Source organism: Paraburkholderia sp. SECH4, assembly GCF_030511745.1.
GTDB classification, from domain to species: domain Bacteria; phylum Pseudomonadota; class Gammaproteobacteria; order Burkholderiales; family Burkholderiaceae; genus Paraburkholderia; species Paraburkholderia madseniana.
This window is the reverse complement of the sequence record NZ_JALOCP010000001.1, coordinates 447,532-473,719: the sequence shown is the minus strand read 5'-3', so window position 1 is coordinate 473,719 and position 26,188 is coordinate 447,532. Positions and strand designations below refer to the sequence as shown.

The 26,188-nt window shown below is 62.6% G+C and carries 21 protein-coding genes; 14 read left to right on the top strand and 7 right to left on the bottom strand.

Annotated elements, in window-relative coordinates:
• Positions 1–345 precede the first annotated feature (345 nt).
• The 10 genes from der (at position 346) to M0D67_RS01980 (ending at position 11,628) form a co-directional block, all read left to right on the top strand.
• A complete protein-coding gene (gene der, locus M0D67_RS02025) occupies positions 346–1,683 on the top strand; it encodes a ribosome biogenesis GTPase Der (protein ID WP_093633525.1) in 1,338 nt (445 codons plus the stop codon).
• 153 nt (positions 1,684–1,836) lie between these two features.
• A complete protein-coding gene (gene hfq, locus M0D67_RS02020; protein ID WP_006051315.1) occupies positions 1,837–2,073 on the top strand; it encodes an RNA chaperone Hfq in 237 nt (78 codons plus the stop codon).
• Positions 2,074–2,104: 31 nt separating this feature from the next.
• Positions 2,105–3,319, top strand: coding sequence for a GTPase HflX (gene hflX, locus M0D67_RS02015; protein WP_093633524.1), 1,215 nt, complete (start codon positions 2,105–2,107; stop codon positions 3,317–3,319).
• Positions 3,320–3,368: 49 nt separating this feature from the next.
• On the top strand, positions 3,369–4,739 hold the full coding sequence (gene hflK / locus M0D67_RS02010; RefSeq protein WP_168435890.1) for an FtsH protease activity modulator HflK: 1,371 nt from the start codon (positions 3,369–3,371) through the stop codon (positions 4,737–4,739).
• Between the two features lie 12 nt (positions 4,740–4,751).
• Positions 4,752–5,654 (top strand): protease modulator HflC, encoded by a 903-nt coding sequence (gene hflC, locus M0D67_RS02005; protein WP_266237043.1) that lies wholly within the window; start codon positions 4,752–4,754, stop codon positions 5,652–5,654.
• Between the two features lie 44 nt (positions 5,655–5,698).
• Positions 5,699–5,890: a DUF2065 domain-containing protein gene (locus M0D67_RS02000; RefSeq protein WP_054041860.1), complete on the top strand. Its 192-nt coding sequence runs from the start codon at positions 5,699–5,701 to the stop codon at positions 5,888–5,890.
• Between the two features lie 253 nt (positions 5,891–6,143).
• On the top strand, positions 6,144–7,295 hold the full coding sequence (locus tag M0D67_RS01995) for an ATP phosphoribosyltransferase regulatory subunit (RefSeq protein ID WP_154565135.1): 1,152 nt from the start codon (positions 6,144–6,146) through the stop codon (positions 7,293–7,295).
• Positions 7,296–7,497: 202 nt separating this feature from the next.
• A complete protein-coding gene (locus tag M0D67_RS01990; protein WP_054041858.1) occupies positions 7,498–8,844 on the top strand; it encodes an adenylosuccinate synthase in 1,347 nt (448 codons plus the stop codon).
• Between the two features lie 3 nt (positions 8,845–8,847).
• On the top strand, positions 8,848–9,438 hold the full coding sequence (locus M0D67_RS01985) for a phosphoribosyltransferase (protein ID WP_054041857.1): 591 nt from the start codon (positions 8,848–8,850) through the stop codon (positions 9,436–9,438).
• Between the two features lie 303 nt (positions 9,439–9,741).
• A complete protein-coding gene (locus M0D67_RS01980; protein ID WP_154565133.1) occupies positions 9,742–11,628 on the top strand; it encodes a potassium transporter Kup in 1,887 nt (628 codons plus the stop codon).
• A 151-nt stretch (positions 11,629–11,779) separates the two neighbouring features.
• Here M0D67_RS01980 and M0D67_RS01975 read toward each other — a convergent pair whose 3' ends face one another.
• Both M0D67_RS01975 and M0D67_RS01970 read right to left on the bottom strand, forming a co-directional pair.
• Entirely contained in the window at positions 11,780–14,134 is a 2,355-nt protein-coding gene (locus M0D67_RS01975) for a Tex family protein (RefSeq protein ID WP_154565131.1), read from the bottom strand.
• Between the two features lie 168 nt (positions 14,135–14,302).
• Positions 14,303–14,545, bottom strand: a complete 243-nt coding sequence (locus M0D67_RS01970; protein ID WP_166618268.1) for a hypothetical protein — start codon at positions 14,543–14,545, stop codon at positions 14,303–14,305.
• On the opposite strand from M0D67_RS01970, the gene M0D67_RS01965 reads away from it, so the two are divergent.
• From M0D67_RS01965 to M0D67_RS01955, 3 genes are all read left to right on the top strand, one after another.
• A complete protein-coding gene (locus M0D67_RS01965) occupies positions 14,514–15,416 on the top strand; it encodes a hypothetical protein (RefSeq protein WP_154565129.1) in 903 nt (300 codons plus the stop codon). The genes M0D67_RS01970 and M0D67_RS01965 overlap by 32 nt on opposite strands.
• Positions 15,417–15,544: 128 nt before the next feature.
• On the top strand, positions 15,545–15,763 hold the full coding sequence (locus M0D67_RS01960) for a DUF465 domain-containing protein (RefSeq protein WP_093633515.1): 219 nt from the start codon (positions 15,545–15,547) through the stop codon (positions 15,761–15,763).
• Positions 15,764–15,826: 63 nt separating this feature from the next.
• On the top strand, positions 15,827–18,094 hold the full coding sequence (locus tag M0D67_RS01955) for an ATP-dependent DNA helicase (protein ID WP_154565127.1): 2,268 nt from the start codon (positions 15,827–15,829) through the stop codon (positions 18,092–18,094).
• A gap of 150 nt (positions 18,095–18,244) precedes the next feature.
• Here the strand turns inward: M0D67_RS01955 and M0D67_RS01950 are convergent, their stop codons facing one another.
• Both M0D67_RS01950 and M0D67_RS01945 read right to left on the bottom strand, forming a co-directional pair.
• Positions 18,245–18,508 carry a hypothetical protein gene (locus tag M0D67_RS01950; RefSeq protein ID WP_054041874.1) on the bottom strand — a complete coding sequence of 88 codons (264 nt, stop codon included), beginning with the start codon at positions 18,506–18,508 and terminating at the stop codon, positions 18,245–18,247.
• A 231-nt stretch (positions 18,509–18,739) separates the two neighbouring features.
• Entirely contained in the window at positions 18,740–19,990 is a 1,251-nt protein-coding gene (locus M0D67_RS01945; protein WP_154565125.1) for a cupin domain-containing protein, read from the bottom strand.
• Positions 19,991–20,022: 32 nt separating this feature from the next.
• Here M0D67_RS01945 and M0D67_RS01940 point away from each other — a divergent pair, with 32 nt between their 5' ends.
• A complete protein-coding gene (locus M0D67_RS01940; RefSeq protein ID WP_154565123.1) occupies positions 20,023–20,565 on the top strand; it encodes a peptidylprolyl isomerase in 543 nt (180 codons plus the stop codon).
• Here M0D67_RS01940 and M0D67_RS01935 read toward each other — a convergent pair.
• The 3 genes from M0D67_RS01935 to lplT all read right to left on the bottom strand — a co-directional run bounded on the left by M0D67_RS01935 (position 20,545) and on the right by lplT (position 26,027).
• Positions 20,545–21,900 (bottom strand): hypothetical protein, encoded by a 1,356-nt coding sequence (locus M0D67_RS01935; protein WP_154565121.1) that lies wholly within the window; start codon positions 21,898–21,900, stop codon positions 20,545–20,547. The genes M0D67_RS01940 and M0D67_RS01935 overlap by 21 nt on opposite strands.
• Entirely contained in the window at positions 21,887–24,574 is a 2,688-nt protein-coding gene (gene mutS / locus M0D67_RS01930; RefSeq protein ID WP_154565119.1) for a DNA mismatch repair protein MutS, read from the bottom strand. The genes M0D67_RS01935 and mutS overlap by 14 nt, the downstream gene beginning before the upstream one ends.
• 154 nt (positions 24,575–24,728) lie before the next feature.
• Entirely contained in the window at positions 24,729–26,027 is a 1,299-nt protein-coding gene (gene lplT / locus M0D67_RS01925) for a lysophospholipid transporter LplT (protein WP_154565117.1), read from the bottom strand.
• Positions 26,028–26,188 lie beyond the last annotated feature (161 nt).

Sequence of the window (26,188 nt, the reverse complement as noted above, 5' to 3'; positions counted from 1 at the left end):
AATATTCCGCCGGACTGGCTGGTCCGGCAAGTCGGATCAGAAACGGCCCATGTGGCCATCGGTGGCTGCTTGCGGCGCCACCTTCGACGGCATCCTGGTCGATACCGCAGAGAATCGTATCGAACCGGCGTGTGAGCCGTTGAGCAAGAAAGACTGAAGCTGGCGGCCCACTGGCGCCGCCCCATACAGCCAAACCCCCGTCCGCCCGGGTGCGCATATTGACAGCACATCCGGGGCTGGCCGAATTCGTGATAATTTTCGTCAAAGGCTGCCGTGTAGCGGCCGCATGGCGTCGCTACGCGGGCCGTCGATTTCGATCCCGCGTTTCACCGTGAACAACATCTGATGAAACCCGTTATTGCCCTGGTTGGGCGCCCCAATGTGGGGAAATCCACGCTATTCAACCGTCTCACGCGCACGCGTGATGCGCTGGTTGCCGACCTGCCCGGTCTCACCCGCGATCGCCATTACGGCGAGGGGCGCGCCGGCGACCGGCCGTATCTGGTCGTCGATACCGGCGGCTTCGAGCCGGTCGCGAAAGACGGCATCCTGCACGAGATGGCGCGTCAAACCCGCCAGGCGGTCGAGGAATCGGACGTCGTCGTGTTCATCGTCGATGGCCGCAACGGTCTCGCGCCGCAGGACAAGACGATTGCCGACTACCTACGCAAGACCGGCCGGCCGATCTTCCTCGTCGTCAACAAGGCGGAGGGGATGAAGTACAGCACGGTGGCCGCCGACTTCTACGAACTCGGTCTCGGCGACCCGCGCGCGATTTCGTCGGCACACGGTGACGGCGTCACCGAAATGATCAATGACGCGCTGGGTGTCGCGTACGCCGGACAGCCGGAAGAGAGCGACGAGGAAAAACAGGCGCACGGCGTGAAGATCGCGATCGTCGGCCGGCCGAACGTCGGCAAGTCGACCTTGATCAACGCGCTGGTGGGCGAAGAGCGCGTGATTGCGTTCGACATGCCGGGCACGACGCGCGATTCGATCTACGTCGACTTCGAGCGTCAGGGCAAGCCCTACACGCTGATCGACACGGCTGGTTTGCGCCGCCGCGGCAAGGTGTTCGAAGCGATCGAGAAGTTCTCGGTGGTGAAAACGCTGCAGTCGATTTCGGACGCGAACGTCGTGATCCTGCTGCTTGACGCACAGCAGGATATTTCCGAACAGGACGCGCACATTGCCGGTTTCGTGGTGGAGCAGGGCCGCGCGCTGGTGGTGGGCGTGAACAAATGGGACGGGCTCGATTCGCATGTGCGCGAGCGCACTAAGGCCGACATCGAGCGCAAACTAAAATTTCTCGACTTCGCCAAATTCCACTTCATTTCCGCCGCGGAAAAAACCGGAATCGGCCCGCTGATGCGCTCGGTCGACGACGCCTACGCCGCCGCCATGGCCAAGCTGCCGACGCCGAAGTTGACGCGCGCGCTGATCGAGGCAGTGGAATTCCAGCAGCCGCGCCGACGCGGTCCGGTGCGCCCGAAACTGCGTTACGCGCACCAGGGCGGACAGAATCCGCCGATCATCGTGATTCACGGCAATGCGCTCGATGCGATCACCGAAACGTACAAACGCTACCTAGAAAACCGCTTCAGGGAAACTTTCAAGCTGACTGGGACTCCATTGCGCATAGAGTTCAGATCGTCGACGAACCCTTACGCGGATAAAGGCTAAATCCAGGCTGAAACCCGCGTGTGTGTTGGGTTTGGCCGCGAGGCCGGCCCGCTCGCGCAAAAATGAAAATCGGCTATAGTGTAGCGGTTGACGGCGGATCTCTTTTTCTTCGTCGTCAATTCAGTCAACCTGCAAAAAAATACGGAGTTTGCTATGAGCAACAAAGGGCAATTGTTACAAGACCCGTTTTTGAACGCACTGCGTAAAGAGCACGTGCCGGTGTCGATCTACTTGGTCAACGGCATCAAGCTTCAAGGGAACATCGAATCGTTCGACCAGTACGTCGTGTTGCTCCGGAATACGGTCACCCAGATGGTCTACAAGCACGCAATTTCTACTGTCGTGCCTGCCCGTCCGGTGAATTTCCACCCGGATTCCGAACAGTCCTAATCCCCGTCCGCGGCCGGCGTAGCGTCGCCCGTTGGCGATTACTCCCGGCCGCCTTATTTTGATACCCTCCAATTTGATCAATGCAGCGCTTGTCGGCATCGACTTCGGTAAGATCGATTTCGAAGCCAGTCTGGAAGAACTCAGCCTGCTCGCGCAAAGCGCGGGCGCGAATCCCTTAGTCACCCTCACGGGGCGCCGGTCCAGTCCCGATGCCAAGATGTTTGTCGGCAGTGGCAAGGCCGAAGAATTGCGTCTTGCCTGTGAGGCGAACGACATCGAACTCGTCATTTTCAATCACGCTCTGGCGCCTGCGCAGCAGCGCAATCTGGAGCAGGCGCTTAACCGCCGCGTGATTGATCGCACAAGCCTCATTCTCGATATTTTTGCGCAACGCGCCCGCAGCCATGAAGGCAAGCTGCAGGTGGAGCTCGCGCAGTTGCAGTATCTATCGACGCGGCTAATCCGCGCATGGACCCACCTTGAACGCCAGAAGGGCGGTATCGGTTTGCGCGGCCCTGGCGAAACGCAGCTCGAAACCGACCGCCGTTTGATCGGCGAGCGCATCAAGGCGCTCAAGACCCGCCTCGAAAAACTGCGCCGTCAGCACGGCACGCAGCGCCGCGCGCGCAGCCGCAATCAGACGATGTCCGTGTCGCTCGTCGGCTACACGAACGCGGGCAAATCCACGCTCTTCAATGCGCTGACGAAGGCTCAGGCGTACGCCGCCGACCAGCTGTTCGCCACGCTGGATACCACGTCCCGCCGTGTCTATCTCGGCGACGAAGCCGGCCAGGTGGTGGTATCCGACACGGTAGGTTTCATCCGTGAATTGCCTCACCAACTGGTGGCGGCTTTCCGCGCCACGCTCGAGGAAACCATCCACGCCGACCTGCTGCTGCATGTGGTCGACGCGTCGAGCGCCGTACGGCTCGATCAGATCGATCAGGTGAACGAGGTGTTGCACGCAATTGGTGCGGACACGATCCGCCAGGTGCTGGTGTTCAACAAGATCGACGCCGTGCCGGAGTTGGCGGCCCGTGGCGACGCGGTCGAGCGGGATGAGTATGGTAATATTTCGCGCGTCTTTTTGAGCGCGCGCACGGGGCAAGGGCTGGATACATTGCGCGCTGCCATCGCTGAAATCGCTACTGCCGAACCTCTCTCCGATCCGCTGGTCGATCTTTCGGAAGAAGACCGGTCGGCAGCACCACGCGAGGACCGCAAGGTCTCAGAACTCGGGCACTGACCCGCTCCAATTGCACTGACCCGCTGTCTACTCTGGTGAACGAACACAGGTGAACGATTACAACGAGCGGAGTATCTGGCTGCGCATGCGCGCCATGCTTTCACTGAACGATCCGCGCTGGGGCCGGGGCGACGGCAATGGCGAACGCCAACGACCCAACGAACCCAAGCGGCCGCCGGCCAAGGACGGTGAAGGCCCGCCCGATCTCGACGAGATGTGGCGCGATTTCAACCGCCGTTTGAGCCGGGTGTTCGGCCGCAAGGGTGGCGGCACAGGCGGTGGCCGTCCGGACAACGGTCGCGGCGCGCGCATTGGTGTGGGCATCGTGATCGGCGTATTGATCGCGATCTATCTCGGCAGCGGCGTGTTTGTCGTGCAGGATGGCCAGGCCGGCGTCGTGATGCAGTTCGGCAAGTATCGCTACACCGCGGGGCAGGGTGTGCATTGGCGCCTGCCGTATCCGTTCGAAGCGCACGAGCTCGTCAACATCGGCCAGATTCGCCAGGTGGAGATCGGCCGTAACAACGTGGTGCACCTCGCCAACGTGAAGGACGCGTCGATGCTCACGCACGACGCCGATATCGTCGACGTGCGCTTTGCCGTGCAGTACCAGGTGAGCAAGCCGACCGACTATCTCTTCCGCAGCATCGATCCCGATCAGAGCGTGATGCAGGCCGCACAGGCGGCGGTGCGCAGCATCGTCGGTGCGCGCAGCACCAGTGACATCCTCTATCAGGATCGCGAAACAATTCGCCAGCAACTGATGGCGTCGATTCAGCAATCCCTGGATGAATACCAGTCCGGCCTCGCCGTGACCGGTGTGACGATCCAGGGTGTGCAGGTGCCCGACCAGGTGCAGGCCGCTTTCGACGATGCCGCCAAAGTGCGTCAGGACAACGAACGCGCCAAACGCGACGCGCAGGCCTATGCCGCCGAGCTGCTGCCGCGCGCGCAAGCAGATGTGGCGCATCAGGTCGACGAAGCGAAAACGTATAGCGACAAGACGGTGACCCAGGCGCAAGGCGATGCCGAGCGCTTCAAGCAGGTCTACGCGCAGTACTCGAAAGCGCCCGCTGTGATTCGCGAGCGCATGTACCTGGAAACCATGCAGCAGATCTATTCGAATACGACCAAGGTGTTTGTGGACAGCAAGAGCGGCAACAACGTGTTGTATCTGCCGCTCGACAAGCTGGTCGAGCAGACCCGGCAGCACGTTGCCGACGCTGCTGCGGCCGCTTCCGGCGCTGCCGTTACGTCGGGCGCTGCCGTGCCGCAAGCCGCGAGCAGCACCACCGCACCGGCCGCTGCTTCCGCTCCCGCCGCGGTTGCGACGCCTGCCAGCCAGGCCGCCGCCAGCAGCGATGCACTGCGTTCACGCGACTCCTTCCGCAGCCGTATGCGCGAAGACGACGTTCAATAAGGAGCGCACATCATGAACAAGATCATTGCGCTCGTCGTTGCCGTCGTCATCGTGCTGTTTGCCGCATCGTCGATGGTATTCGTGGTCGACCAGCGGCATATGGCTGTGCTGTCCTCGCATGGCGACACCGCGCCCGAATTGCTCGGCCCTGGCCTGCACGTGAAGCTGCCGCCGCCGTTGCAAACGGTCACGCTTGTCGATAACCGGATCCAGTCGCTCGACGCGCCAGATGAAGACCGTTATGTCACGTCGGACAAAACCGACCTGCTGGCCAACCCGGTCATCAAATACCGTGTAACCGATCCGCTGAAGCTGCTCGCCGAAACGCGGGGCGACGTGCAAAGTCTGGCGGACCGCCTGGCGCTGCTGTCGCGTAGCGCGCTCGGCGACGCGTTCAGCAAGGTCACGCTGAACGATGCGCTGGCAAAGCAACAAGCCGTCGCTGATGAAGCGCGCGGCACGATGAGCAAAGCCGCGGCATCGCTGGGCGTTTCGGTGCTCGACGTGCAACTGACGCGCGTCGATTTCCCGGCCGCGATGGCCGACTCCGTCTACAAGCGGATGATCGCCGCACGCCAGCAGGCCGCGACCGACGAACGTGCGAAGGGCACGGCCGAGGCCGACCAGATCAAGGCGGATGCCGTCGGCCAGCAACAGGCGATTCTCGCGGACGGCTATCGTCAGGCGCAAACCATCAAGGGCGAGGGCGATGCCAAGGCAGCGGAAATCGCGGCCGAGGCATATGGCAGCGACCCGCAGTTCTACCAGTTTTATCAAAGCATGCAGGCGTACAAGAACACCTTCAAACCAGGCGACGTGATCGTGGTCGACCCGAGCAGCGAGTTCTTCCGCTTCATGCGTAGCCCGACCGGCGGCGCCGCCCCGGACGCTCCCGCGGCACCGCGCAAACACTGATAACCGGAACGCCGCGGCATCCGCATCGCGGCCCCTTCATTCGCATGGACATAGCCGGCTCGTTACTGCTCGCGATCGCATTGATGCTGATTATCGAAGGGATGTTTCCCTTCGTTTTTCCGAGCGCCTGGCGCGACACGTTCCGTAAAATAGCGGAACGGCCCCCGCATCAGATTCGCGTCGGCGGGCTGGTCGTGATGGTGCTCGGGTTGATCCTGCTGTTTATCGTGACCTGAAGGCGCTGCATGGCGCCGCCGCTGCGCGCCGTTGCGTTGGTCCGCCATATGCGCGGCATCAGTGGCGGGGCAACAGCGAGCGTTCAGCGGCGCGGGCCAGGAAGCTGGCAAAAGGGGCCACGAAGGGTTACGAAGGGCCGCTAAGGGCCGTTCCTATACCCGCGACAGCCGCCAGAATAGAGCCGTCGCCCGCCATTCACACACACTTACCGGCGCACCCAGCCGCCGTGTTCAACGTCGTAGGACTGTATCGATGTCGACCTGGTTACTTCCCGAGAATATCGCCGACGTGCTGCCGTCGGAAGCCCGCAAGATCGAAGAGTTGCGGCGCCATTTGCTGGACCGTTTCCGCTCGTATGGCTACGAGATGGTGATGCCGCCGCTGCTCGAGTACCTCGAGTCGCTGCTTACCGGCGGCGGGCACGATCTGAATCTGCGCACATTCAAGCTCGTCGATCAGATGTCCGGGCGCACGCTCGGTCTGCGCGCCGACATCACGCCGCAGGTCGCGCGTATCGACGCGCACCTGCTGAATCGTCAGGGCGTGACGCGTCTTTGCTATGCCGGCAATGTGGCGCATACGCGTCCGCGCGGCCTGCACGCCACACGTGAGCAGATCCAGATCGGCGCGGAAATCTACGGTCACGCCGGTCTCGAAGCGGATCTGGAAATCCAGCAGTTGATGCTCGACGCGCTGCGTCTGGCCGGCCTCGCGAAAGTGCGGCTCGATTTGTGTCATGCCGGCGTGCTCGCCGCGCTGATCGAAGCGGAGCCTGCTGCTGCGGAGCTGGGTCAATCGCTCTACGACGCGTTGGCCGGCAAGGATGTGCCGCGCCTCGTCGAGCTGACCGCCAATCTCACCCCGGTTACGCGCGACGCCTTGCGCTCGCTCCCCACGCTCTACGGCGACGCCTCGGTGCTCGACGAAGCCCGTGCACGCTTGCCGAACGCACCGGCTATCGCCCGCGCGCTCGACGACCTCGCATTCCTCGCGAGCCAGGTGGACGGCGCCGAAGTGATGATCGACCTGGCCGATTTGCGCGGCTATGCGTACCACAGCGGTGTGATGTTCTCGGCGTATGTGGACGGCGTACCGAACGCGGTTGCGCGCGGCGGCCGTTATGACCACGTCGGCCAGGCCTACGGCCGTGCGCGCGCGGCAACCGGCTTCTCGCTCGATCTGCGCGAAGTCGCTCGCATTTCGCCCGTTGAGGCCCGCAGCAGCGCGATTCTCGCGCCGTGGCAACATGACGACGCGCTGCGCGTGAGCGTCGCCGCATTGCGCGATGCCGGTGAAGTGGTGATCCAGGCGCTTCCTGGTCACGAGCACGATCTGGACGAATTTGCCTGCGACCGCGTGTTGGTCGAGCGCAACGGCGCGTGGGTCGTCGAACCCCGTTCCTGAGCACGAATCGATAGACCGCCCGAGGGGCATCCCAAGGGCATTTCAGAAGGCGTCCAAAGCGTCGCCGGACCCGGCGCGGCCACTCGCCGCGCTATTTTCCCTATACCCACCATAACGTGCATACCGTTGAGCGGAAACGGAAAAATTCGGAAGGTTCCGCGAACATAGGTAGAATACGTTTTTAACCAGCTTACGAAACAACATGTCTGCCAGCGCAGTGAATGTGAACCCCGGGCGCAACGTCGTCGTCGTGGGGACCCAGTGGGGTGATGAAGGCAAGGGCAAGATCGTCGACTGGCTGACGGACCACGCTCAAGGCGTCGTTCGCTTCCAGGGCGGTCACAATGCCGGTCACACGCTTATCATCGGCGGCAAGAAAACCATCTTGCGTCTGATTCCGTCGGGCATCATGCATCCCGGCGTCGCGTGCTACATCGGCAATGGCGTCGTGTTGTCGCCGGAAGCGCTGTTCAAGGAAATTGGCGAGCTCGAAGCCGCCGGGGTCGATGTTCAGAATCGCCTCTTCATTTCCGAAGCCACCACCCTGATCCTGCCGTACCACATTGCCATCGACCAGGGCCGCGAAGCGCGCCGCGGCGCGAGCAAGATCGGCACCACCGGCCGCGGCATCGGCCCGGCCTACGAAGACAAGGTGGCGCGCCGCGGTTTGCGCGTGCAGGACCTGTTCGAGCCGGAGAGCTTCGCCGAACGTCTGCGTGAAAATCTCGATTATCACAACTTCGTGCTGACGCAATACCTGGGCGTCGCCGCGGTCGACTTCCAGCAAACGCTCGACACGATGCTGAGCTATGCCGACCGTCTGAAGCCGATGGTGACCGACGTGTCGCGTCGTCTGTACGACGAAAATGCCGCAGGCAACAACCTGCTGTTCGAAGGTGCGCAAGGCACGCTGCTCGACATCGACCACGGTACCTATCCGTACGTCACGTCGAGCAACTGCGTGGCCGGTGCGGCTACCGCGGGTGCCGGCGTCGGTCCGCAAAAGCTGAACTACATTCTCGGTATCACCAAGGCGTATTGCACGCGTGTCGGTTCGGGCCCTTTCCCGAGCGAACTGTACGACGCGGATAACGCCGCGCGTCAGGAACCGATCGGCCTGGAACTCGCCAAGGTCGGCAAGGAATTCGGCTCGGTCACCGGCCGTCCGCGCCGCACCGGCTGGCTTGACGCCGCCGCGCTGCGCCGCTCGATCCAGATCAACGGCGTGTCGGGTCTGTGCATGACCAAGCTCGACGTGCTCGACGGCCTCGACGAAGTGAAGCTGTGCGTCGGCTACACGGTCGACGGCAAGAACGTCGACCTGCTGCCGCGTGGCGCGTCGGAAGTCGCGCGTTGCGTGCCGGTGTACGAAACCTTCGCGGGCTGGAAGGAAAGCACCGTCGGCATCACGGAATGGGACAAGTTGCCGGCCACCGCGCGTGCGTATCTGACGCGTGTGCAGGAAGTCGCGGGCATTCCGATCGACATGGTGTCGACCGGTCCGGATCGCGACGAAACGATTCTGCTTCGTCATCCGTTCAAGGTTTAAGCCATGGTGCAAGGTGTACCCATGATTGCGATGAAAGATCCGCGCAACGACGACAAGAACCTGTGGGTCGGCTGGGACGAATATCACCGGCTGATTGAACTGCTGGCGTTGCAGGTGCACGAATCGGGCTGGAAGTTCGACAAGATTCTGTGCCTCGCGCGCGGTGGTTTGCGCGTCGGCGACCAGCTCTCGCGTATTTACGATCTGCCGCTGGCGATTCTCGCCACAAGTTCGTATCGTGAGGCGGCAGGCACGGAGCAGGGCGAGCTCGACATCGCGCAATACATCACGATGACGCGCGGCGAGTTGCACGGCAACGTGCTGCTGGTCGACGATCTGGTCGATTCGGGCGTGACGCTGGCACGCGTGCAGCAGCATCTGAAAGAACGCTATCCGGCGATCACCGCGGTGCGCTCGGCGGTACTCTGGTACAAGGGCTGCTCGAAAGTGAAGCCTGATTACCATGTGCAGTATTTGCCTACCAATCCGTGGATTCACCAGCCGTTCGAGGAGTGGGACACGGTTCGTCCGCATAACCTCGGCGCGTGGATCAAGCGCGGCATGCAGCAGGACCAGGAGTCGTCGGGCACGTGATGCACGCTACGACGTCTTGTGTATCGCGTCGTATCCCGTGCAGTGCCTGCAAAACGGAGCCCGATTGGGCTCCGTTTTTTTATGGCGCGTTATATGTCCGCCGTATGTGCTCTGCGAACGGCGCCTTGCAAAACGCCCATGCTGTGCCGGCGAAACGCCTGACGCAGCAGACGCGCCCAAATCGCAGTGCTACACTGCGCGGACCATCCACGTGGTGTATCCACAACAAGCCGGGCGGCGCTAGGCGGGCAGTTTAGAATAGCGGTCGTTTTTTCCGCTCAGGGAACGGATTTCCTCGCGTCTATGACAGATAACAATCACGTGCACAAACAGCCTCTGCCTTCCCTCGCGATTGCCGCGATCGGAGTGGTGTTCGGCGATATCGGCACGAGCCCGCTGTACTCTCTGAAAGAAGCTTTCAGCCCGTCACATGGCATTCCGCTGACCGATCAATCGATTTTGGGCGTGATCTCGCTGCTGTTCTGGGCGATCGTGATCGTGGTCAGCATCAAGTACGTATTGTTCGTAATGCGCGCCGACAACAACGGCGAAGGCGGTGTTCTCGCGCTGATGGCGCTGGCGCTGCGCTCTGTCGACCAGAAGGCGAAAGCGGCCGGCTTGCTGATGATGCTCGGCATCTTCGGCGCCTGCATGTTCTATGGTGACGCGGTGATTACGCCCGCTATTTCGGTGATCTCGGCGGTCGAGGGTCTGGAGATCGCGGCGCCCAATATGTCTCATCTGGTATTGCCGCTCACCATGGTGATTCTCGTGCTGCTGTTCTGGATTCAGCGGCACGGCACGGCCACCGTCGGCCGCCTGTTCGGTCCGATCATGGTGCTGTGGTTCCTGGTGCTCGCCGCGCTGGGTCTGTGGCACATCATTCAGTCGCCGAACGTGATCAGCGCACTGAACCCGTATTACGCCTACACCTTTATGGCAGCGCATGTGTTGCAGGCCTACGTGGTGCTCGGCTCGGTCGTGCTGGTGCTGACCGGCGCCGAAGCGCTTTACGCCGACATGGGTCACTTCGGCGCCAAACCGATCCGGATGGCGTGGTACTGCCTCGTGATGCCCTCGCTGGTGCTCAACTACTTCGGCCAGGGCGCGCTGCTGATGCATGACCCGAAGGCGATCGAAAACCCGTTCTTCCTGCTCGCGCCGGATTGGGCGTTGCTGCCGCTCGTGGTGCTGTCGACGGTGGCGACCGTGATTGCGTCACAGGCAGTGATTTCCGGTGCCTATTCGCTGACGAGCCAGGCGATCCAGCTCGGCTACGTGCCGCGCATGAAGATCCTGCACACGTCGGACCTGGCGATCGGTCAGATCTATGTGCCGGTGGTGAACTGGATGCTGCTGTTCATCATTCTGTGCATCGTGATCGCGTTCAAGAGTTCGGATAATCTCGCCGCCGCCTACGGTATCGCGGTGACGGCCACCATGGTGATCACTACGGTCCTTGCCTGCGTCGTGATGGTCAAGGTGTGGAAGTGGAACAAGCTTCTCGTGGCGATGATCATCGGCGTATTCATGGTGGTCGACTTAGGCTTTTTCGGCGCCAATCTGCTGAAGGTCGAAGAGGGCGGCTGGTTGCCGCTCGGCATCGGCGCGTTGCTGTTCTTCCTGCTGATGACGTGGTTCAAGGGCAGGATGATCGTCAAGGAGCGCACGGCCGCTGACGGCATTCCGCTCATGCCGTTCCTGCAGGGCTTGCTCGCGCATCCGCCGCATCGCGTGTCGGGTACGGCGATCTATCTGACGGGCAGCGATTCGCTCGTGCCGGTGAGCTTGCTGCACAACCTTAAGCACAACAAGGTGCTGCACGAGCGCACCATTTTCCTGACCTTCGTGACGCTCGATATTCCGTATGTAAATGACGCGGATCGCGTGACGGTCAGGGATCTCAATGGTGGCCTGTACCTCGTCAAGGCGGCGTACGGTTTCAACGAAACGCCTGACGTGAAGGCGGTGCTGCTCGAGGTCGGTCGCACGCACGACATGACCTTCGAGATGATGGACACGTCCTTCTTCCTGGCTCGCGAAACGGTTGTGCCAACGCAGTTGCCGGGCATGTCGGTGTGGCGCGAACGTGTGTTCGCATGGATGCACCAGAACGCCGCCAAGCCGACCGACTTCTTCAGCATTCCCGCCAACCGGGTGGTGGAGTTGGGGACAAAGATCGAGATCTGACGCGATGGATCGAGGTTCGGACGCGCCTTGCATGCGAAGGCGCGGCAAGCGATAGGAGATAAAAAAAGCCCACGCAATTGCGTGGGCTTTTTTTTGCCGCTTCGTCTCGTGGACGTCAGTGCGTGAGTGAATCACGCGCTGACGAACCCGCTTACTTCTGCTTGAGCTTGGCGAATGCCGCGGCCATTGCGCCGCCTGCTTCCGGCTCACGCGAGCGCTGTTGCTGCGCGCCGCGGCCACCGCCGCCACCCGAGCGGCCGGAACCGCCACGATCCTGTTGGGCGCCCCCACCGCTGCGCTGCGCGGCCGCCGCGCCGAACTCGTCGTCCAGACGCATGGTCAGCGCGATACGCTGGCGCTTCACGTCGACTTCCAGCACCTTCACCTTGACGATCTGGCCGGCCTTGACTACTTCGTGCGGGTCTTTGATGAACTTCGTCGACATGGCCGACACGTGCACCAGACCGTCCTGATGCACGCCGATGTCGACGAACGCACCGAAGGCCGCCACGTTCGTCACGACGCCTTCGAGCACCATGCCCGGCGTCAGATCGCTGACCTTCTCGACGCCTTCGCGGAAGGTCGCGGTCTTGAACTCGGGGCGCGGGTCGCGGCCCGGCTTTTCGAGTTCCAGCAGAATGTCGCGCACGGTCGGCAGGCCGAAACGCTCGTCGACGAATTCGGCCGGCGAGAGGCCACGCAGCGCGTCGCGATTGCCGAGCACTTCGCCGACGTGCTTGCTGATCTTCGCGAGCATGCGTTCCACGACGGGATACGCTTCCGGGTGAACCGACGAGCGGTCGAGCGGGTTCTCGCCGTTGTTGATGCGCAGGAAACCGGCGGCCTGTTCGAAGGTTTTGTCGCCCAGACGCGGCACCTTGCGCAGATGTTCGCGCGACGGGAACGGGCCGTTTGCATCGCGATAGTCGACGATGTTGCGAGCCAGCGTCGCGTTCAAACCCGACACGCGCGCGAGCAACGCGACCGACGCCGTATTGGCATCCACGCCGACCGCGTTCACGCAATCCTCGACCACCGCGTCGAGCGAGCGGGCCAGTTCGCGCTGATTCACGTCATGCTGGTACTGGCCGACGCCGATTGCCTTCGGCTCGATCTTCACCAATTCCGCGAGCGGATCCTGCAGACGGCGCGCAATCGACACGGCGCCGCGCAGCGACACGTCCATGTCCGGAAATTCCTTCGCCGCGAGTTCGGAGGCCGAATACACCGACGCGCCGGCTTCCGAGACGACGATCTTCTGCAGCTTGAACTCCGGATGACGCGCGATCAGTTCGCTCGCAAGCTTGTCCGTTTCCCGCGACGCCGTGCCGTTGCCGATACTGATCAACTCAGCCTGCGTCTGTGCACAGATGCGCGCCAGTTTCGCAATCGAGCCATCCCAGTCGCGACGCGGCTCGTGGGGATAAATCACGTCGGTGGCGAGCACCTTGCCGGTCCGATCGACCACCGCGACTTTCACGCCGGTGCGCATGCCCGGATCGAGCCCGATCACGGCCTTCGGTCCTGCGGGTGCTGCCAGCAGCAAGTCCTTCAGGTTGCGCGCGAACACGCGAATCGCTTCATGTTCGGCTTCGTCGCGCAGATTGGTCAGCAGTTCGTTTTCGATATGCGGCTGCACCTTCACGCGCCAGCACCAGCGGCACACGTCGGCGAGCCACTTGTCGCCCGGGCGGTTCTGATTGGCGATGCCGAAGTGGCGGGCGATCAACGCTTCGCCCGGGTGCGGCACCTGCGCGTCGAGTTCTTCGCCGAGACCCAGTTTGACCATCAGCACGCCTGCATTGCGGCCGCGGAACAAAGCCAGCGCGCGATGCGACGGCACGGTCCGGATGGTTTCCGCATAATCGTAGTAATCGCGGAATTTTTCTTCTTCCGCGTTTTCCTTGCCCTCGACCACTTTCGACGACACCACGCCCTGGTTGAACAGGTAATCGCGCAGCTTGCCGAGCAGATCCGCGGTTTCGCCGAACTGTTCGGAGAGAATGTCGCGCGCGCCGTCGAGCGCGGCCTTGATGTCGGCGACGCCTTTCTCGGCGTCCACGTAGGTGGCGGCTTCGGTTTGCGGGTCGAGCAGGGGATTGGCCAGCAGCGCGTCGGCGAGCGGCTGCAGACCGGCTTCGCGGGCGATCTGCGCGCGCGTGCGGCGCTTCGGCTTGTAGGGGAGATACAGGTCTTCCAGCACCTGCTTGCTGTCGGCGCCTTCTATCGCGGCGCGCAGTTCGTCGGTGAGCTTGCCCTGTTCGTCGATGCTCGCAATGATCGTGGCGCGCCGGTCTTCCAGCTCGCGCAGGTACAGCAGGCGCTCCTCGAGATTACGCAGTTGCGTGTCGTCGAGATTGTCGGTCACTTCCTTCCGGTAGCGGGCGATGAACGGAACAGTCGCTCCTTCGTCGAGAAGTTGCACCGCGGCCGCGACCTGGCGCGGCTGGACGGACAGTTCGGCGGCGATGCGCTGTACGATCTTGAGTGCTACGGTTTCCGTCATAAGGTCTTGGTGTTCCTGCTGCTCAATCAAAGGTCGCGCGGTAGCGGCACATGCCAAGTACATGCCAGACGCGCGCCGGGCCCACGTCGGGCACGCCGGTGCACGCTGGGCGTGCGCGCTGCGACCAGGTTGCTGGAGCGGGGCATTTTGCCATAAATGCAAAAGGGCTCAACCGCAGGGTGATAGAATTTCGGGCATGTTCCGTTGACCAATTACGACGTTGCCAACCTCCTTGTCCCTCAACCGCCTGGACTCCCGCTTGGTCTCTCGCTTGTCACAATTACCGCTTTTTCTGACGCCGCGTTTGTCGCGCTCGCCGCTTACATCGCTCATGTCGGCGTTGCGGTCGCTGTTCAGGTCTGCGCTTCCGTCCAATGGGATGTTTTTCGCTTCGTGCGCGTCGTGCGTCATGGCAGCTTCGCTGGCGGTGTCCGCGCCGGCCGTAGCGCAATCCGCAGCGCCGCTTGTGGCCGCCAGCAGTCTGGCGCCGGCAGCCGCTTCGGGCACAACGAGCACCCTGAACGCCACGGGCGCGGACAATGCCGATAACGCGGCATCGTCTGACAGCGCATTCGAAGCGCGGCAGAAAGTTCTCGATCAGCGCACTGAGGAAAACAACTACCGTTACGCGGTCGCCGAACACGATTGCTACAGTAAGTTCTTTGTCAACCACTGTCTGAACAAGGCGCGCGACAGCATGCGTTCGGTGCAGGCCGATATTCGCAAGGAACAGCTCGCGCTAGACGGCGAACAGCGTGTCCAGCGCGCCCGCCAGCGTGACGAGCAGGCAGCGCTCAAACGCGCCCAGGACGAAGCCAGCGCGCCGCAGCGTGCCGCTGACGACGCGCGTAACGCTCAAGCCTACGAAGACAAGCAGCGCCAACACCAGCTCGACCAGGCGCAGCGCGCGGCCGAGGCGCCGCAACGCAGCGCCAACGCGCAAGCCTATCAGCAGAAGCAACAACAGCACGCGCTGGATCAGGCGCAGCGCGGCATCAGTCCGTCGCAAGCCGCAGCCAACAGCCAGGCATACGATCAGAAGCAGGGCGACTTCCAGCGCAAGCTCGACCAGGCGCGTCAGCAGGGCGCGCAAAAGGCGCAGGAGCGGGTGGAGAAGCAGCAGACCTTCGAGAAGAAGCAGGCCGACGCGGCGCAACACAAGGCCGACGTCGAGGCTCGTCAGAAGCAGGCGGCCGAGAAAGCCGAGCAGAAACGTCAGGACCAGTTGAAAGAGCAACAGCAACTTGAAGAACAGCGAAAGCAGCAACAGGAACAACAGTAGGTGTGCTGTAGCGGGTTCTGGTAGGGTAGTAGCCAGGCAGTAGTCGCCGTAACGCGTTTTAAGCCGGACAGCAACCTCAGGCATCGGGCTGCACACGCAGCCCGTGCCGCTTACGAGCGGAGGCGAGCATGCGCGATCAACATCACGTCATCACCGCAGACACATTGCGCGACCGTATTCTGCAACTGGAATCGGAGCATAGTGGGCTCGATCGCTTGATCGACCGAATGTCGGAAGAGCCCGGCATCGACGACTTCGAGTTGCAGCGCCTGAAAAAGCGCAAACTCAAAGTCAAGGACACCATCATCTTGCTGCAATTGCAGCTCGAACCGGACGCACGCGCCTGAGTTCGCGCCCTGGCAGGTGCCGGGTCGCGCCGCGCGCGCCGGACTTTGCAGGAAACGCTTGCCTTGAATTCACCGCTTGAAACTTCACCACGCGCCACGGCGGGCGAGGACGCTCCGGCCGGCGCTCCGGTGGCCGGCACACCGGCGCCGCGTCCTTCCGCGTCCGCGCTCTCCGCGTCGTTGAATCCACGCCGCGTCGCCGAACTGGACGATATCTTCGCCGACAACGGCCTGCTCGCCCGTCAGATTGACGGCTATCGTTCGCGCGCGTCGCAGATCGAGATGTCGCGCGCCGTCGCGGCGGCCATGGAAGCGTCGGGCCGCGCGATGCCCGAGCCCGCAATGTTCGAGGCGCAAAAGCGTCCGGCGCGGCGTCTGCAATCGCCAGGCGCGGAGGCTGCAACTGTTGCCCCCGAAAACGACGAATCGAACGGTCTCGACGGCAGCGAAAACACGCTGATCGTGGAAGCGGGCACCGGCACCGGCAAGACCTATGCGTATCTCGTGCCGGCCATGTTGTGGGGCGGCAAGGTGATCGTCTCCACCGGCACCAAGCATTTGCAGGATCAGCTCTTTCAGCGCGACATTCCGACCGTGCGCGACGCGCTCGCTGTGCCGGTATCGGTGGCGATGCTCAAGGGCCGCGCGAACTACCTGTGCCATTACTACCTGCAGCGCACAGCGGACAACGGCCGTCTGCCGTCGCGCCAGGAAACCTCGTATCTGCAGGACATCATTCGCTTTGCCAAGATCACGCGCACCGGCGACAAGGCCGAACTCGCGAGCGTGCCGGAAACGGCGGCAGTGTGGTCGATGGTCACGTCCACGCGTGAGAACTGTCTTGGCCAGGAGTGCCCGCATTACAAGGAGTGCTTCGTGATGCAGGCGCGCCGCGAGGCGCAGCAGGCCGACATCGTGGTGGTCAATCACCATCTGTTTTTCGCCGACATCATGTTGCGCGATACCGGCATGGCTGAATTGCTGCCTACGGCGAACACCGTCATCTTCGACGAAGCGCATCAACTGCCGGAAACCGCGACGCTGTTTTTCGGCGAGACGCTTTCCACCACGCAATTTCTCGAGCTCGCGCGCGATTCCGTGGCGGAGGGCCTGGGTCATGCGCGTGAATCGGTCGACTGGGTGAAGCTCGGCTCGACACTCGAACGCGCGGCGCGTGACGTGCGGCTCGCTTTCAAGGAAGACTCGGTGCGCTTGTCGATCGGTCAGTTGCCCGACGATCATCCTCTATTCCCCGCGCTCGAAACGCTGGAAGCCGAGCTCGACGCACTGACGTCCGCGTTGTCCAGTCAGGCCGAGCGAGCCGAATCGATCGGGGCGTGTTTGCGCCGCGCACGTGAGTTGCAAGGCGTGCTCGCGGGCTGGACCACGCCGCCCACTGAGACCGAACGCGCAGCCGCTGACGCCGCCGCGGCGGACGCCAAGGCCGAACGTGCCGATCCGAACGAAAAGGTGCGCTGGATCGAAGTGTTCGCGCATACGGTGCAGTTGCACGAAACGCCGCTGTCGGTCGCGCCAATCTTCGCGAAGCAGCGCGCCGGTGTGCCGCGCGCGTGGATCTTCACTTCGGCGACGTTGTCGGTGCGCGGCGACTTCACGCACTACGCGGCGCAGATGGGTCTGAACGCAAAACGCTCGATGACGCTGCCGAGCCCCTTCGACTATCCGACGCAAGGGCTTCTGTACGTGCCGCGCAATTTGCCGCAGCCTTCGTCGCCGATGTTCACCGACGCCGTGTTCGACGCTGCATTGCCCGCGATCGAAGCATCGGGCGGCGGCGTATTCATGTTGTGCACGACGTTGCGCGCGGTGGACCGCATCTCGGCCAAACTGCGCGACACCATTGAGGCACGCGGCTGGGACTATCCATTGCTCGTGCAGGGTGACGCGAGCCGCACCGAGTTGCTCGATCGCTTCCGTACGTACGGCAATGCGATTCTGGTGGGCAGCCAGAGCTTCTGGGAGGGCGTGGATGTGCGTGGCGATGCGCTCTCGCTGGTCGTGATCGACAAGCTGCCGTTTGCGCCGCCTGATGACCCAGTGCTGTCGGCGCGTCTCGATGCGCTGACGAAGAAGGGTTTGAGCCCGTTCGCCGTCCATCAGTTGCCGCAGGCTGTGATTACCCTCAAGCAGGGCGCAGGCCGTCTGATTCGCGCCGAGACCGATCGCGGCGTGCTGATGATCTGCGACACGCGCCTCGTCGACAAACCGTATGGGCGCCGTATATGGCAGAGCCTGCCGCCGTTCAAACGCACACGTGAGATCGAAGTCGTGCGCGAATTCTTCGAAGAGAACGCAACGCCGGCTGAATAGCAGGCGATTAAGTGAATGCCGTTGTAAAAACCGGCGCTTAAATGACAAAACGCCACGGATTTGAATCCGTGGCGTTTTGCTTTACTGTCCAGGAAATCGAGGTGATTTCCTGGAGCAGTTTTCGCCCAGAGGCGAACCCTATGCGACAGCTTACTGGCTTGCGCCCGAAGCCGGAGCAGCAGCCGAAGCAGCAGCGCCTGCGTCCGAAGCAGCGGCCGTAGCCGAAGCAGCAGCATCGCTCGCAGCAGCAGCCGCACCCGAAGCAGCAGCAGCCGAATCCGAAGCTGCAGCAGCCGGTGCCGAAGCGGCAGCAGCGTCGCTAGCAGCCGGTGCAGCGGCTTGATCGTTGCTCTTGTTGCATGCAGCCAGTGCCACAGCTGCCAACAGGGATGCTACGAGGAGGGATTTCTTCATGATCACGTCCTTTTATGGTTAAAGGTAAGCAACAGCGCAAAATAATACCGGTAATGTGCTCCAACACCGACCTGGGCCGCTGGTGGAGACGCTCTTTTGACGAGCTAGAATCTTCCCTACGGCTTGGGCGGAAATTATATGCACTTTCGTACTGACAATCCATAAATCCGGGGTCAATACGTTGTCTTTCTCATACAAAATTTCACAGTACGGTATAACAGGCGGGCAGAGTTACGCAAGCTCGCCCACTTGTATCCAGCCCGCACAATACCACTCGTGAAGCAGTGCTGTCACCGACGAATCGTCTGAGAGTGTTACAAAGCGTTTCGCACTCAAACACCGATGGTCAGCGAGGTCAAACAACCACTTTTTGGCCCCATTAAACGGCGTTTCCTCTCCATTTACGAAGAAAAAACGGCGGTTGTACAACAAATTAGTCTTGCGGTCCAGTCGAATGCCAGACTTGGATGCCTGACTGATGAAACGGGCTTCATTGAGCGGTCGTTGCGGCGGATCAAACACGACGCTCGGCTTCGGTTCGCTGAGGTACGTGCCAAGGAACGACGCAATGTCCTGCTCACTCCACTTGACGCCAGCAAGGATCGAACCAACCCGCTCAATCAATGCGGCGGGCAGCTCTGCCGGACGGTCGACAGCGGGTTGTTGAGGATCGCGATAAAGCGCATCGGGCCGCGCGGCAGAGTCGCCGCGTTCGGCCAGATGATAGAGGAACTGCGCGGTCAACTCGCCCGCTGAGGGGGCGCGAAAACCGATTGAGCAGGTCATGCATTCGCCTTCGGCGACACCGTCATGCGCGATATGCGGCGGCAGGTACAGCATGTCACCTGGCTCCAGCAGCCATTCCTCTTCCGCCTCGAAATGCTGTAAAACTTTCAACGGCAAACCCGGTTGGAGTGTCAGATCTTTCTGCGCACTGATTCGCCACCGCCGCTTGCCCTTTACTTGCAAAAGAAACACATCGTAGGAATCGAAGTGGGGGCCGACGCCACCGCCATCGCTCGCATACGAAATCATCAGGTCGTCCAGACGCGCGTCCGGCACGAAGCGGAAGCGGTCGAGCAAGGCACGCGTGCGATCGTCGTAAAGGTCCACGCCTTGCACGAGCAGCGTCCAGGCGCGCTGCTTGACCGACGGCAGTTCATCCGGCGCGAACGGGCCGTGCTCCAGTTGCCATTTGTTGCGAAAGTGCGTGATCAGACGCGCTTCGACTTCGTCCTGATCGGCCAGCTCGAAAAACTCCTCGCGCGACAGCGGCGCCTCTACGTTCGGGATCGCCTGGCGGATCAGCAGTGGCTTCTTTTGCCAGTACCGGCGCATGAATTGGGACGGTGTCAGATTGCCGAGCAAGGGCGTGGGCGTGTCGGGCGAGGGCGGGAGAATAGGGCGAGCCGGCGTTGAAGCCGGTGAGGAATTCCGTGCCGACGCTGCGTCGGCCGGGTGGTCAGTGGGCCGCTTGGGCATCGTATAATGTGAGTTGTATTCTGGAGAATCGAATGAAAATCGCAAAGAACACCGTCGTGTCGGTCGCTTACAAGCTATCGGATGCGCAGGGCAATCTGATTGAAGAAAGCGACGAGCCGATGGTCTATCTGCACGGCGGCTATGATGGCACGTTCCCCAAGATCGAGGAAGAGCTCGACGGCCACGAGGCCGGCTTCGAGACTCAGATCCAGCTCGAGCCGCAAGACGCGTTCGGCGAGTACGATCCCGATCTCGTGAAGATCGAGCCGCGCGATCGCTTCCCGGAACCGCTCGAAGTCGGCATGCAATTCGAAGGCACGCCGGAGGAAGGCGATGATGACCTCGATTCGCTCGTCTACGTGGTGACCGACGTGGCGGAAGACAAAGTCGTGCTCGACGGCAACCATCCGCTCGCCGGCATGGCGCTGCGTTTCGCGCTGACCGTCAAGGACGTGCGTCCGGCTACGGAAGACGAAATCCAGCACGAACACGCACATGGCGCCGACGGCCTCGAAGTCCTCGATGACGATGACGACGAAGCCGAAGACGACAAATCAGGGCCCACGCTGCACTGAGCTTGCGGGCGTGCCGGGAGCGCCTGATGGCGCACCCGGTGCATGTGGCAAAACGGTCGAGGCGGGCGGGCCGGACATGGCAGGCCCATACTCGCCGTTGCCGTCATCCGTCGGTCTGTGTTGCTGTTGGTCGGGTTGCTGCTGCCCGGGTGTCTGCAACAGCGGCGGCAACTCGGAAGCGGGGCCTAAGGCCGGTACGGCCGGCATCGAAGCGGCTGGCTCTTCGCGCTGCGGCACCGGTGCCGCTGTCGGCATTGGCATTTGCCTCGGCACGTCGCGCACGCTCACGCGGAACGGCGGTTTCTTGCCGAGATCCGCTTCAATCTGAATCCACTGGTTAAGACGATCATGCGGCGCAAGCTCGACACGTGTGAGGTTCGTCACCAGCATTCCCTTGTCATTGCGTAGCGGCTGATCGATCACGAAGCCGGCGCTCGCGCGTTCGTCGTCGCAATGAATCACCAGCACCGGTCCGCGGAAAATCTGCGCGAGTTTGACGAGGCTGCGTTTGAATTCCAGAAAACCGTCGCGGCGCGTGTTACGCGCAAAGCGCAGCCACGCGAAACGGTCGGGCCGTTCGTAGCGCTCCGGATCGGGGTCGCCCTGAATGAACACGACAATCGCGCGCGCGTCGCGGCGTTTCGCGTATTCGCCGGCATGTTCGAGCCAGAATGCATTGGCAATCACGCGATCTTCGAACTCGCCATTGCGGCCGCCCGCAGTCAGATAATGATTGTTCGGGCTCGGCGCGTTCAGACCGACAAACACGGTATCGCCGACTTGCCAGCGCACGTTCTCCCGGAACGGGCGAAAGCGCGACACTTCGCTCTCGCGCGTCAATGCGATCGGGTTCTGACCCATCGACGTGGAGTCGATGAACAGGGTTTGGCGGAGCTGATCGAGCCGCTCGACCGGGTCGAAGCCGCCGGCCTCAGCCGTGCCGCAGTCGGCCCAGTCGTGCTGGCCTGGAATGAAGAAGAGGGCGGGCCGCGACGTTTCGAGCAGCGCGTGGCGCCGTTCGTATAGCGCATCGCGGCAGGCTTCTTTCGCGCCCTTCAGATTGCCGTCGTAGACGACGAACGATACGTCGCGGTCACGGCCGATTGCATCGATCAGACGTTGCGTGGGCGCTTCGTCGGCGGGGCTTTGCATCGTGCTGGCGATGACCGCGAAGGCAAAGCGCGGTGCTTCGGCGTGCGCGAGCGGGGCAGTCACCACGAGCACCATAAGCGACGCTAGCGACACGAGGCCGCCCGTGACCGTGAGGGCGTTGGTCAGCGCCGCGCAAAGTTTGCGCGGGCGCTGCGAGGGCCTGTGTGCGTCAATGATCTGCATCCGGCGCGGCGGCCAGGTCGTGCAGTTCGTACAGCAGATCGAGCGCTTCGCGTGGCCGCAGATCGTTCGGATCGATTGCGCGCAGACGTTCGACAAGTGCCTGCATGGCCGGCGACGCCGCCGCTGCTGCTTGCTTGCGACCGGGTTCGTCGTCGGCGTCTTCAAGCAGCATGGGCATGGGCGCGGCGAACAGATCGAGTTGCGGAGCGGGTTGCGCCGCCGATTGCTGTTCGAGATGCGCAAGATGCTTGCGGGCCGCGCGAATCACCGCGTTCGGCACACCGGCCAGTTGCGCGACCTGCAAACCATAGCTCTGATTCGCCGGCCCTTCGCTGACCGCATGCAGGAACACGATGCCGTGCCCATGCTCGACTGCCGACAGGTGCACATTGGCCGCGTGTGGAAACTCGGCGGGCAACTGCGTCAATTCGAAGTAGTGGGTGGCGAATAGCGTATGACAGCCGTTGTGCGAGAGCAGGTGCCTCGCGATGGCCCACGCCAGCGCGAGGCCGTCGAACGTCGACGTGCCGCGCCCGATCTCGTCCATCAGCACGAGACTTTGCGGCGTTGCGTCGTTCAGGATCGCCGCCGCTTCCGTCATCTCTACCATGAAGGTCGAGCGGCCGCCGGCCAGATCGTCCGCTGCCCCGATTCGCGTGAAGATGCGATCGATCGGACCGAATGCCGCGCGGCGTGCGGGCACATAGCTGCCGACGTATGCCAGCAACGCGATCAGCGCGGTCTGCCGCATGAAGGTCGATTTACCGCCCATGTTCGGGCCGGTGATCAGCAACAGTTTGCGCTCGGGTGTGAGCGTGCAGTCGTTAGCGATGAATTGCTCGACCTGCGCCTCGACAACCGGATGCCGGCCCTGTTCGATTTCGATGCCGGTATCCGGTGAAAACGTCGGCGCGACCCAATCGAGTGCGCGGGCGCGTTCGGCGAACGCAGCCAGCAGATCGAGTTCGGCGAGTGCCGCCGCGACGCGCTGGCAGTCCGGGATAAAAGGCAGCAGCGCTTGCAGTAACGCGTCGTAAAGCGAGCGTTCGCGGGCCAGCGCGCGTTCCTGCGCGGACAGCGCCTTGTCTTCGAACGTCTTCAGCTCCGGCGTGATGTAACGCTCGGCGTTTTTCAGCGTCTGACGGCGGCGGTAGTCGTCCGGCACCTTATCAGTCTGGCCGCGCGTGACTTCGATATAGAAGCCATGCACCTTGTTGTACTCGACACGCAGATTGCCGATGCCGGTGCGTGCGCGTTCGCGCGTTTCGAGGTCGATCAGGAACTGCCCGCAGTTCTCCGAAATATCTCGCAACTCGTCGAGTTCCGCATCGTAGCCGCGGGCGATCACGCCGCCGTCGCGCACCATCGCGGCTGGCTCCTGCGCGACCGCGCGCTTGAGCAGTTCGACGCAGGCTTGCGGCGGTTCCAGCGACGCGTCGATACGCGCAAGCGAATCCGCATTGGACGAAACGGCCGCGAGTTGCGTGCGCAACTCCGGCAAGGCGATGAACGTATCGCGCAGGCTCGACAGATCGCGGGGCCGCGCCGACAGCAGCGCGAGACGCCCGGTGATCCGCTCGATGTCGGAGATTTGCCGCAACGCGCCGCGCAGCGTGTCGACGCCTGCGCCCAGCGGTGCGTCGAGCAATGCGCCGATGGCCTGCTGACGTGCTTGCGCCACAGCAGCTTCGCGCGGGGGATGATGCAGCCAGTGACGCAACAGGCGGCTACCCATCGTCGTGCAGCAGGTGTCGAGCAGTGAACACAGCGTGGGCGATTCGGTGCCGCGCAGCGTTTCCGTGAGTTCAAGATTGCGGCGCGTGGCGGGGTCGAGCCCGATATATTCGGACTCGTACTCGACCTTCAGGCTGCGCACGTGACGCAATTGCTGGCCTTGCGTGGCCGCGGCATACAGCAGCAGCGCGCCGGCCGCGCCGCATGCCGCTGTCAGCGAGTGCGCGCCGAAGCCGTCGAGGCCGGCCACTTCCAGTTGATCGCACAGACGCTGCGTGCCCGAGGCGATATCGAAGTGCCAGACCGGCACGCGGGTGAGGGCGCCGGCGTTGACCGGCGGCGTCCAGCTCGCGGAGTCGGCGGGCGCGTCGGCCACCAGAATTTCCGCGGGACGAATCCGTTCGAGCGCGGCGGCCACCTGGTCGGGCGCCACTTCGGCGAGGCGCAGTGCGCCGCTCGCCAGATTCAACCACGCGAGCCCGACGCTCGTTGCGACGCCGCGACGGTTATGCGCGACACACAGCGCCATCAGGTAGACGTCGCTCTTGTCGGACAGCAGGGCTGCATCAGTCAAGGTGCCCGGCGTGACCACGCGCATCACTTTGCGCTCGACGGGCCCTTTCGACGTGGCCGGGTCGCCGATCTGTTCGCAAATCGCGACGGATTCGCCGAGCTTCACCAGCTTGGCCAGATACTGTTCGACCGCGTGATGCGGCACGCCTGCCATCTTGATCGGATTGCCCGCCGACGCGCCGCGCTGCGTAAGTGTTAAATCGAGCAGACGCGCGGCCTTTTCCGCGTCTTCGAAAAAGAGCTCGTAGAAGTCGCCCATCCGGTAGAACACCAGCGTGCCCGGATGATCCGCCTTGATGCGGAGATACTGCTGCATCATCGGCGTGTGTTGTGCGACGTCATTGGCCGCTGCGGTTTGAATGCCCATCCTCGGTGTCTTTTTGCGTTAGCTGTTCAGGGCGTGAGTTTAACCCGCCAGCGCGGCGAGCGGACCCTGGCCGGATGGCCAATCCACAAAGCAGCTTACGTGTCGCAATGCGGATTCTCACGCCACCCGGGCGATTCTGATTCTCGCCATGCCATCATTCTTCAACGAGCGCCCGCATATCCACCGTGCGCTCATTCACAGCGCTGCGCCGCTTTGCGAGCCACATCATGAACGTGATGAAGCTGCCGAACACCACAATGATCCATTGCGCGGGCATCTTCGCGGTGAGCAGTATCGCGTAGGCCCCGAGCATCAGCAGCACGGCCAGATTCTGGTTGAAATTCTGCACCGCGATCGAATGCCCCGCGGAGAGCAAGGTCGCGCCACGATGCTGGAGGATCGCGTTCATCGGCACGATAAAAAAGCCGGAGAGCGCGCCGAGCAGGATCATCAGCGGATAGGCGAGCAGGATGTAGATCGGCAGCACGTATGAGCCGATACGGATGCCGGCGCCCGCCGGAAACAGGTCCCGGTTGTAGAACGCCACAGCGATCGCGACCGCGCCGGTGAGGATGCCGATCGGCAGCACGCGCAGCGAATTGCGCAATGGAATCAGCGCCGCCGCGGCCGCCGCGCCGACGGCGATGCCGAGCCCCGTCACGCCTTGCATCACCGCCGCCTTCGACAGCGACAGGCCAAGGTTCACGTTCGCCCACTTGAGCACCAGCAATTGCAGCGTGACCGCGCCACCCCACATCAGCGTCGTGACCCACAGCGCGATCTGCGCGAGCTTGTCGGCCCACAACACGTTGAAGCAATGATAGAAGTCGCCGACCAGTTCCTTCGGCTCGTTCAAACGGTTCGGATAACGCGCGCCGGTGTCGGGAATGAAGATGTTGACCGCCGCCGCGATGGCATACGTGACCATCACCGCGAACATCGCCAGATCGGCGGAAGAGCGGATCAGCGGCAGATGCGCATGCGCGACGAACCGGTCGGCGAGGGTGCTGATCAATGCGCCGCCGACCATCGTGCCGACAATGGTCGACAGGACGGTGGCCGATTCGAGCCACGCGTTCGCCTTGACGAGTTTGTCCGCGGGCAGGAGCTCGGTGAGAATGCCGTACTTGGCCGGCGAATACGCGGCCGCGCCAAAGCCGACCACGCCGTACGCAATCATCGGATGGACGCCGGCGATCATCATCAGGCAACCGCTCGCCTTGAGCGCGTTGGAGACGAACATGACGTGCCGCTTTTGCAACGCGTCGGCGAACGCGCCGACGAAGGGGGCGAGCAACACGTAGGAGATAGTGAAGAACATCTGCAGCAGCGGCGTGACCCAGGCGGCCGAACGGATCACCGATAGCAGGGCGATGGCGGCGATCAGCAGGGCATTGTCCGCGAGCGACGAAATGAACTGCGCCGCGATGATTGTGTAGAAGCCTTTTTTCATGAAGCGGATCGGAAGCTGCGCGGAAATCTGACGCGAAGCAGGGCGCTGCAAGAAGCGCGCAAAACGCAGCCGGCGATCGTGCGTGCCGGCGCGGCCTTCCGCTTTGTAGCACGAACGCCCGCCGGGTGCAGGCGGGCCAACGAAAAAGCGGCCGAAGCCGC

What these genes read in the sequence shown, in the direction of transcription:
- der (WP_093633525.1), top strand. Translation starts at nt 346, where the DNA reads ATGAAACCCGTTATTGCCCTGGTTGGGCGCCCCAATGTGGGGAAATCC.
- M0D67_RS01960 (WP_093633515.1), top strand. Translation starts at nt 15,545, where the DNA reads ATGCGCGATCAACATCACGTCATCACCGCAGACACATTGCGCGACCGT.
- M0D67_RS01980 (WP_154565133.1), top strand. Translation starts at nt 9,742, where the DNA reads ATGACAGATAACAATCACGTGCACAAACAGCCTCTGCCTTCCCTCGCG.
- M0D67_RS01935 (WP_154565121.1), bottom strand. Translation starts at nt 21,900, where the DNA reads ATGCAGATCATTGACGCACACAGGCCCTCGCAGCGCCCGCGCAAACTT.
- M0D67_RS01990 (WP_054041858.1), top strand. Translation starts at nt 7,498, where the DNA reads ATGTCTGCCAGCGCAGTGAATGTGAACCCCGGGCGCAACGTCGTCGTC.
- M0D67_RS01940 (WP_154565123.1), top strand. Translation starts at nt 20,023, where the DNA reads ATGAAAATCGCAAAGAACACCGTCGTGTCGGTCGCTTACAAGCTATCG.
- M0D67_RS01945 (WP_154565125.1), bottom strand. Translation starts at nt 19,990, where the DNA reads ATGCCCAAGCGGCCCACTGACCACCCGGCCGACGCAGCGTCGGCACGG.
- M0D67_RS01950 (WP_054041874.1), bottom strand. Translation starts at nt 18,508, where the DNA reads ATGAAGAAATCCCTCCTCGTAGCATCCCTGTTGGCAGCTGTGGCACTG.
- hfq (WP_006051315.1), top strand. Translation starts at nt 1,837, where the DNA reads ATGAGCAACAAAGGGCAATTGTTACAAGACCCGTTTTTGAACGCACTG.
- hflC (WP_266237043.1), top strand. Translation starts at nt 4,752, where the DNA reads ATGAACAAGATCATTGCGCTCGTCGTTGCCGTCGTCATCGTGCTGTTT.
- M0D67_RS01985 (WP_054041857.1), top strand. Translation starts at nt 8,848, where the DNA reads ATGGTGCAAGGTGTACCCATGATTGCGATGAAAGATCCGCGCAACGAC.
- M0D67_RS01975 (WP_154565131.1), bottom strand. Translation starts at nt 14,134, where the DNA reads ATGACGGAAACCGTAGCACTCAAGATCGTACAGCGCATCGCCGCCGAA.
- M0D67_RS01995 (WP_154565135.1), top strand. Translation starts at nt 6,144, where the DNA reads ATGTCGACCTGGTTACTTCCCGAGAATATCGCCGACGTGCTGCCGTCG.
- lplT (WP_154565117.1), bottom strand. Translation starts at nt 26,027, where the DNA reads ATGAAAAAAGGCTTCTACACAATCATCGCGGCGCAGTTCATTTCGTCG.
- mutS (WP_154565119.1), bottom strand. Translation starts at nt 24,574, where the DNA reads ATGGGCATTCAAACCGCAGCGGCCAATGACGTCGCACAACACACGCCG.
- M0D67_RS02000 (WP_054041860.1), top strand. Translation starts at nt 5,699, where the DNA reads ATGGACATAGCCGGCTCGTTACTGCTCGCGATCGCATTGATGCTGATT.
- M0D67_RS01970 (WP_166618268.1), bottom strand. Translation starts at nt 14,545, where the DNA reads ATGACGCACGACGCGCACGAAGCGAAAAACATCCCATTGGACGGAAGC.
- M0D67_RS01965 (WP_154565129.1), top strand. Translation starts at nt 14,514, where the DNA reads ATGTTTTTCGCTTCGTGCGCGTCGTGCGTCATGGCAGCTTCGCTGGCG.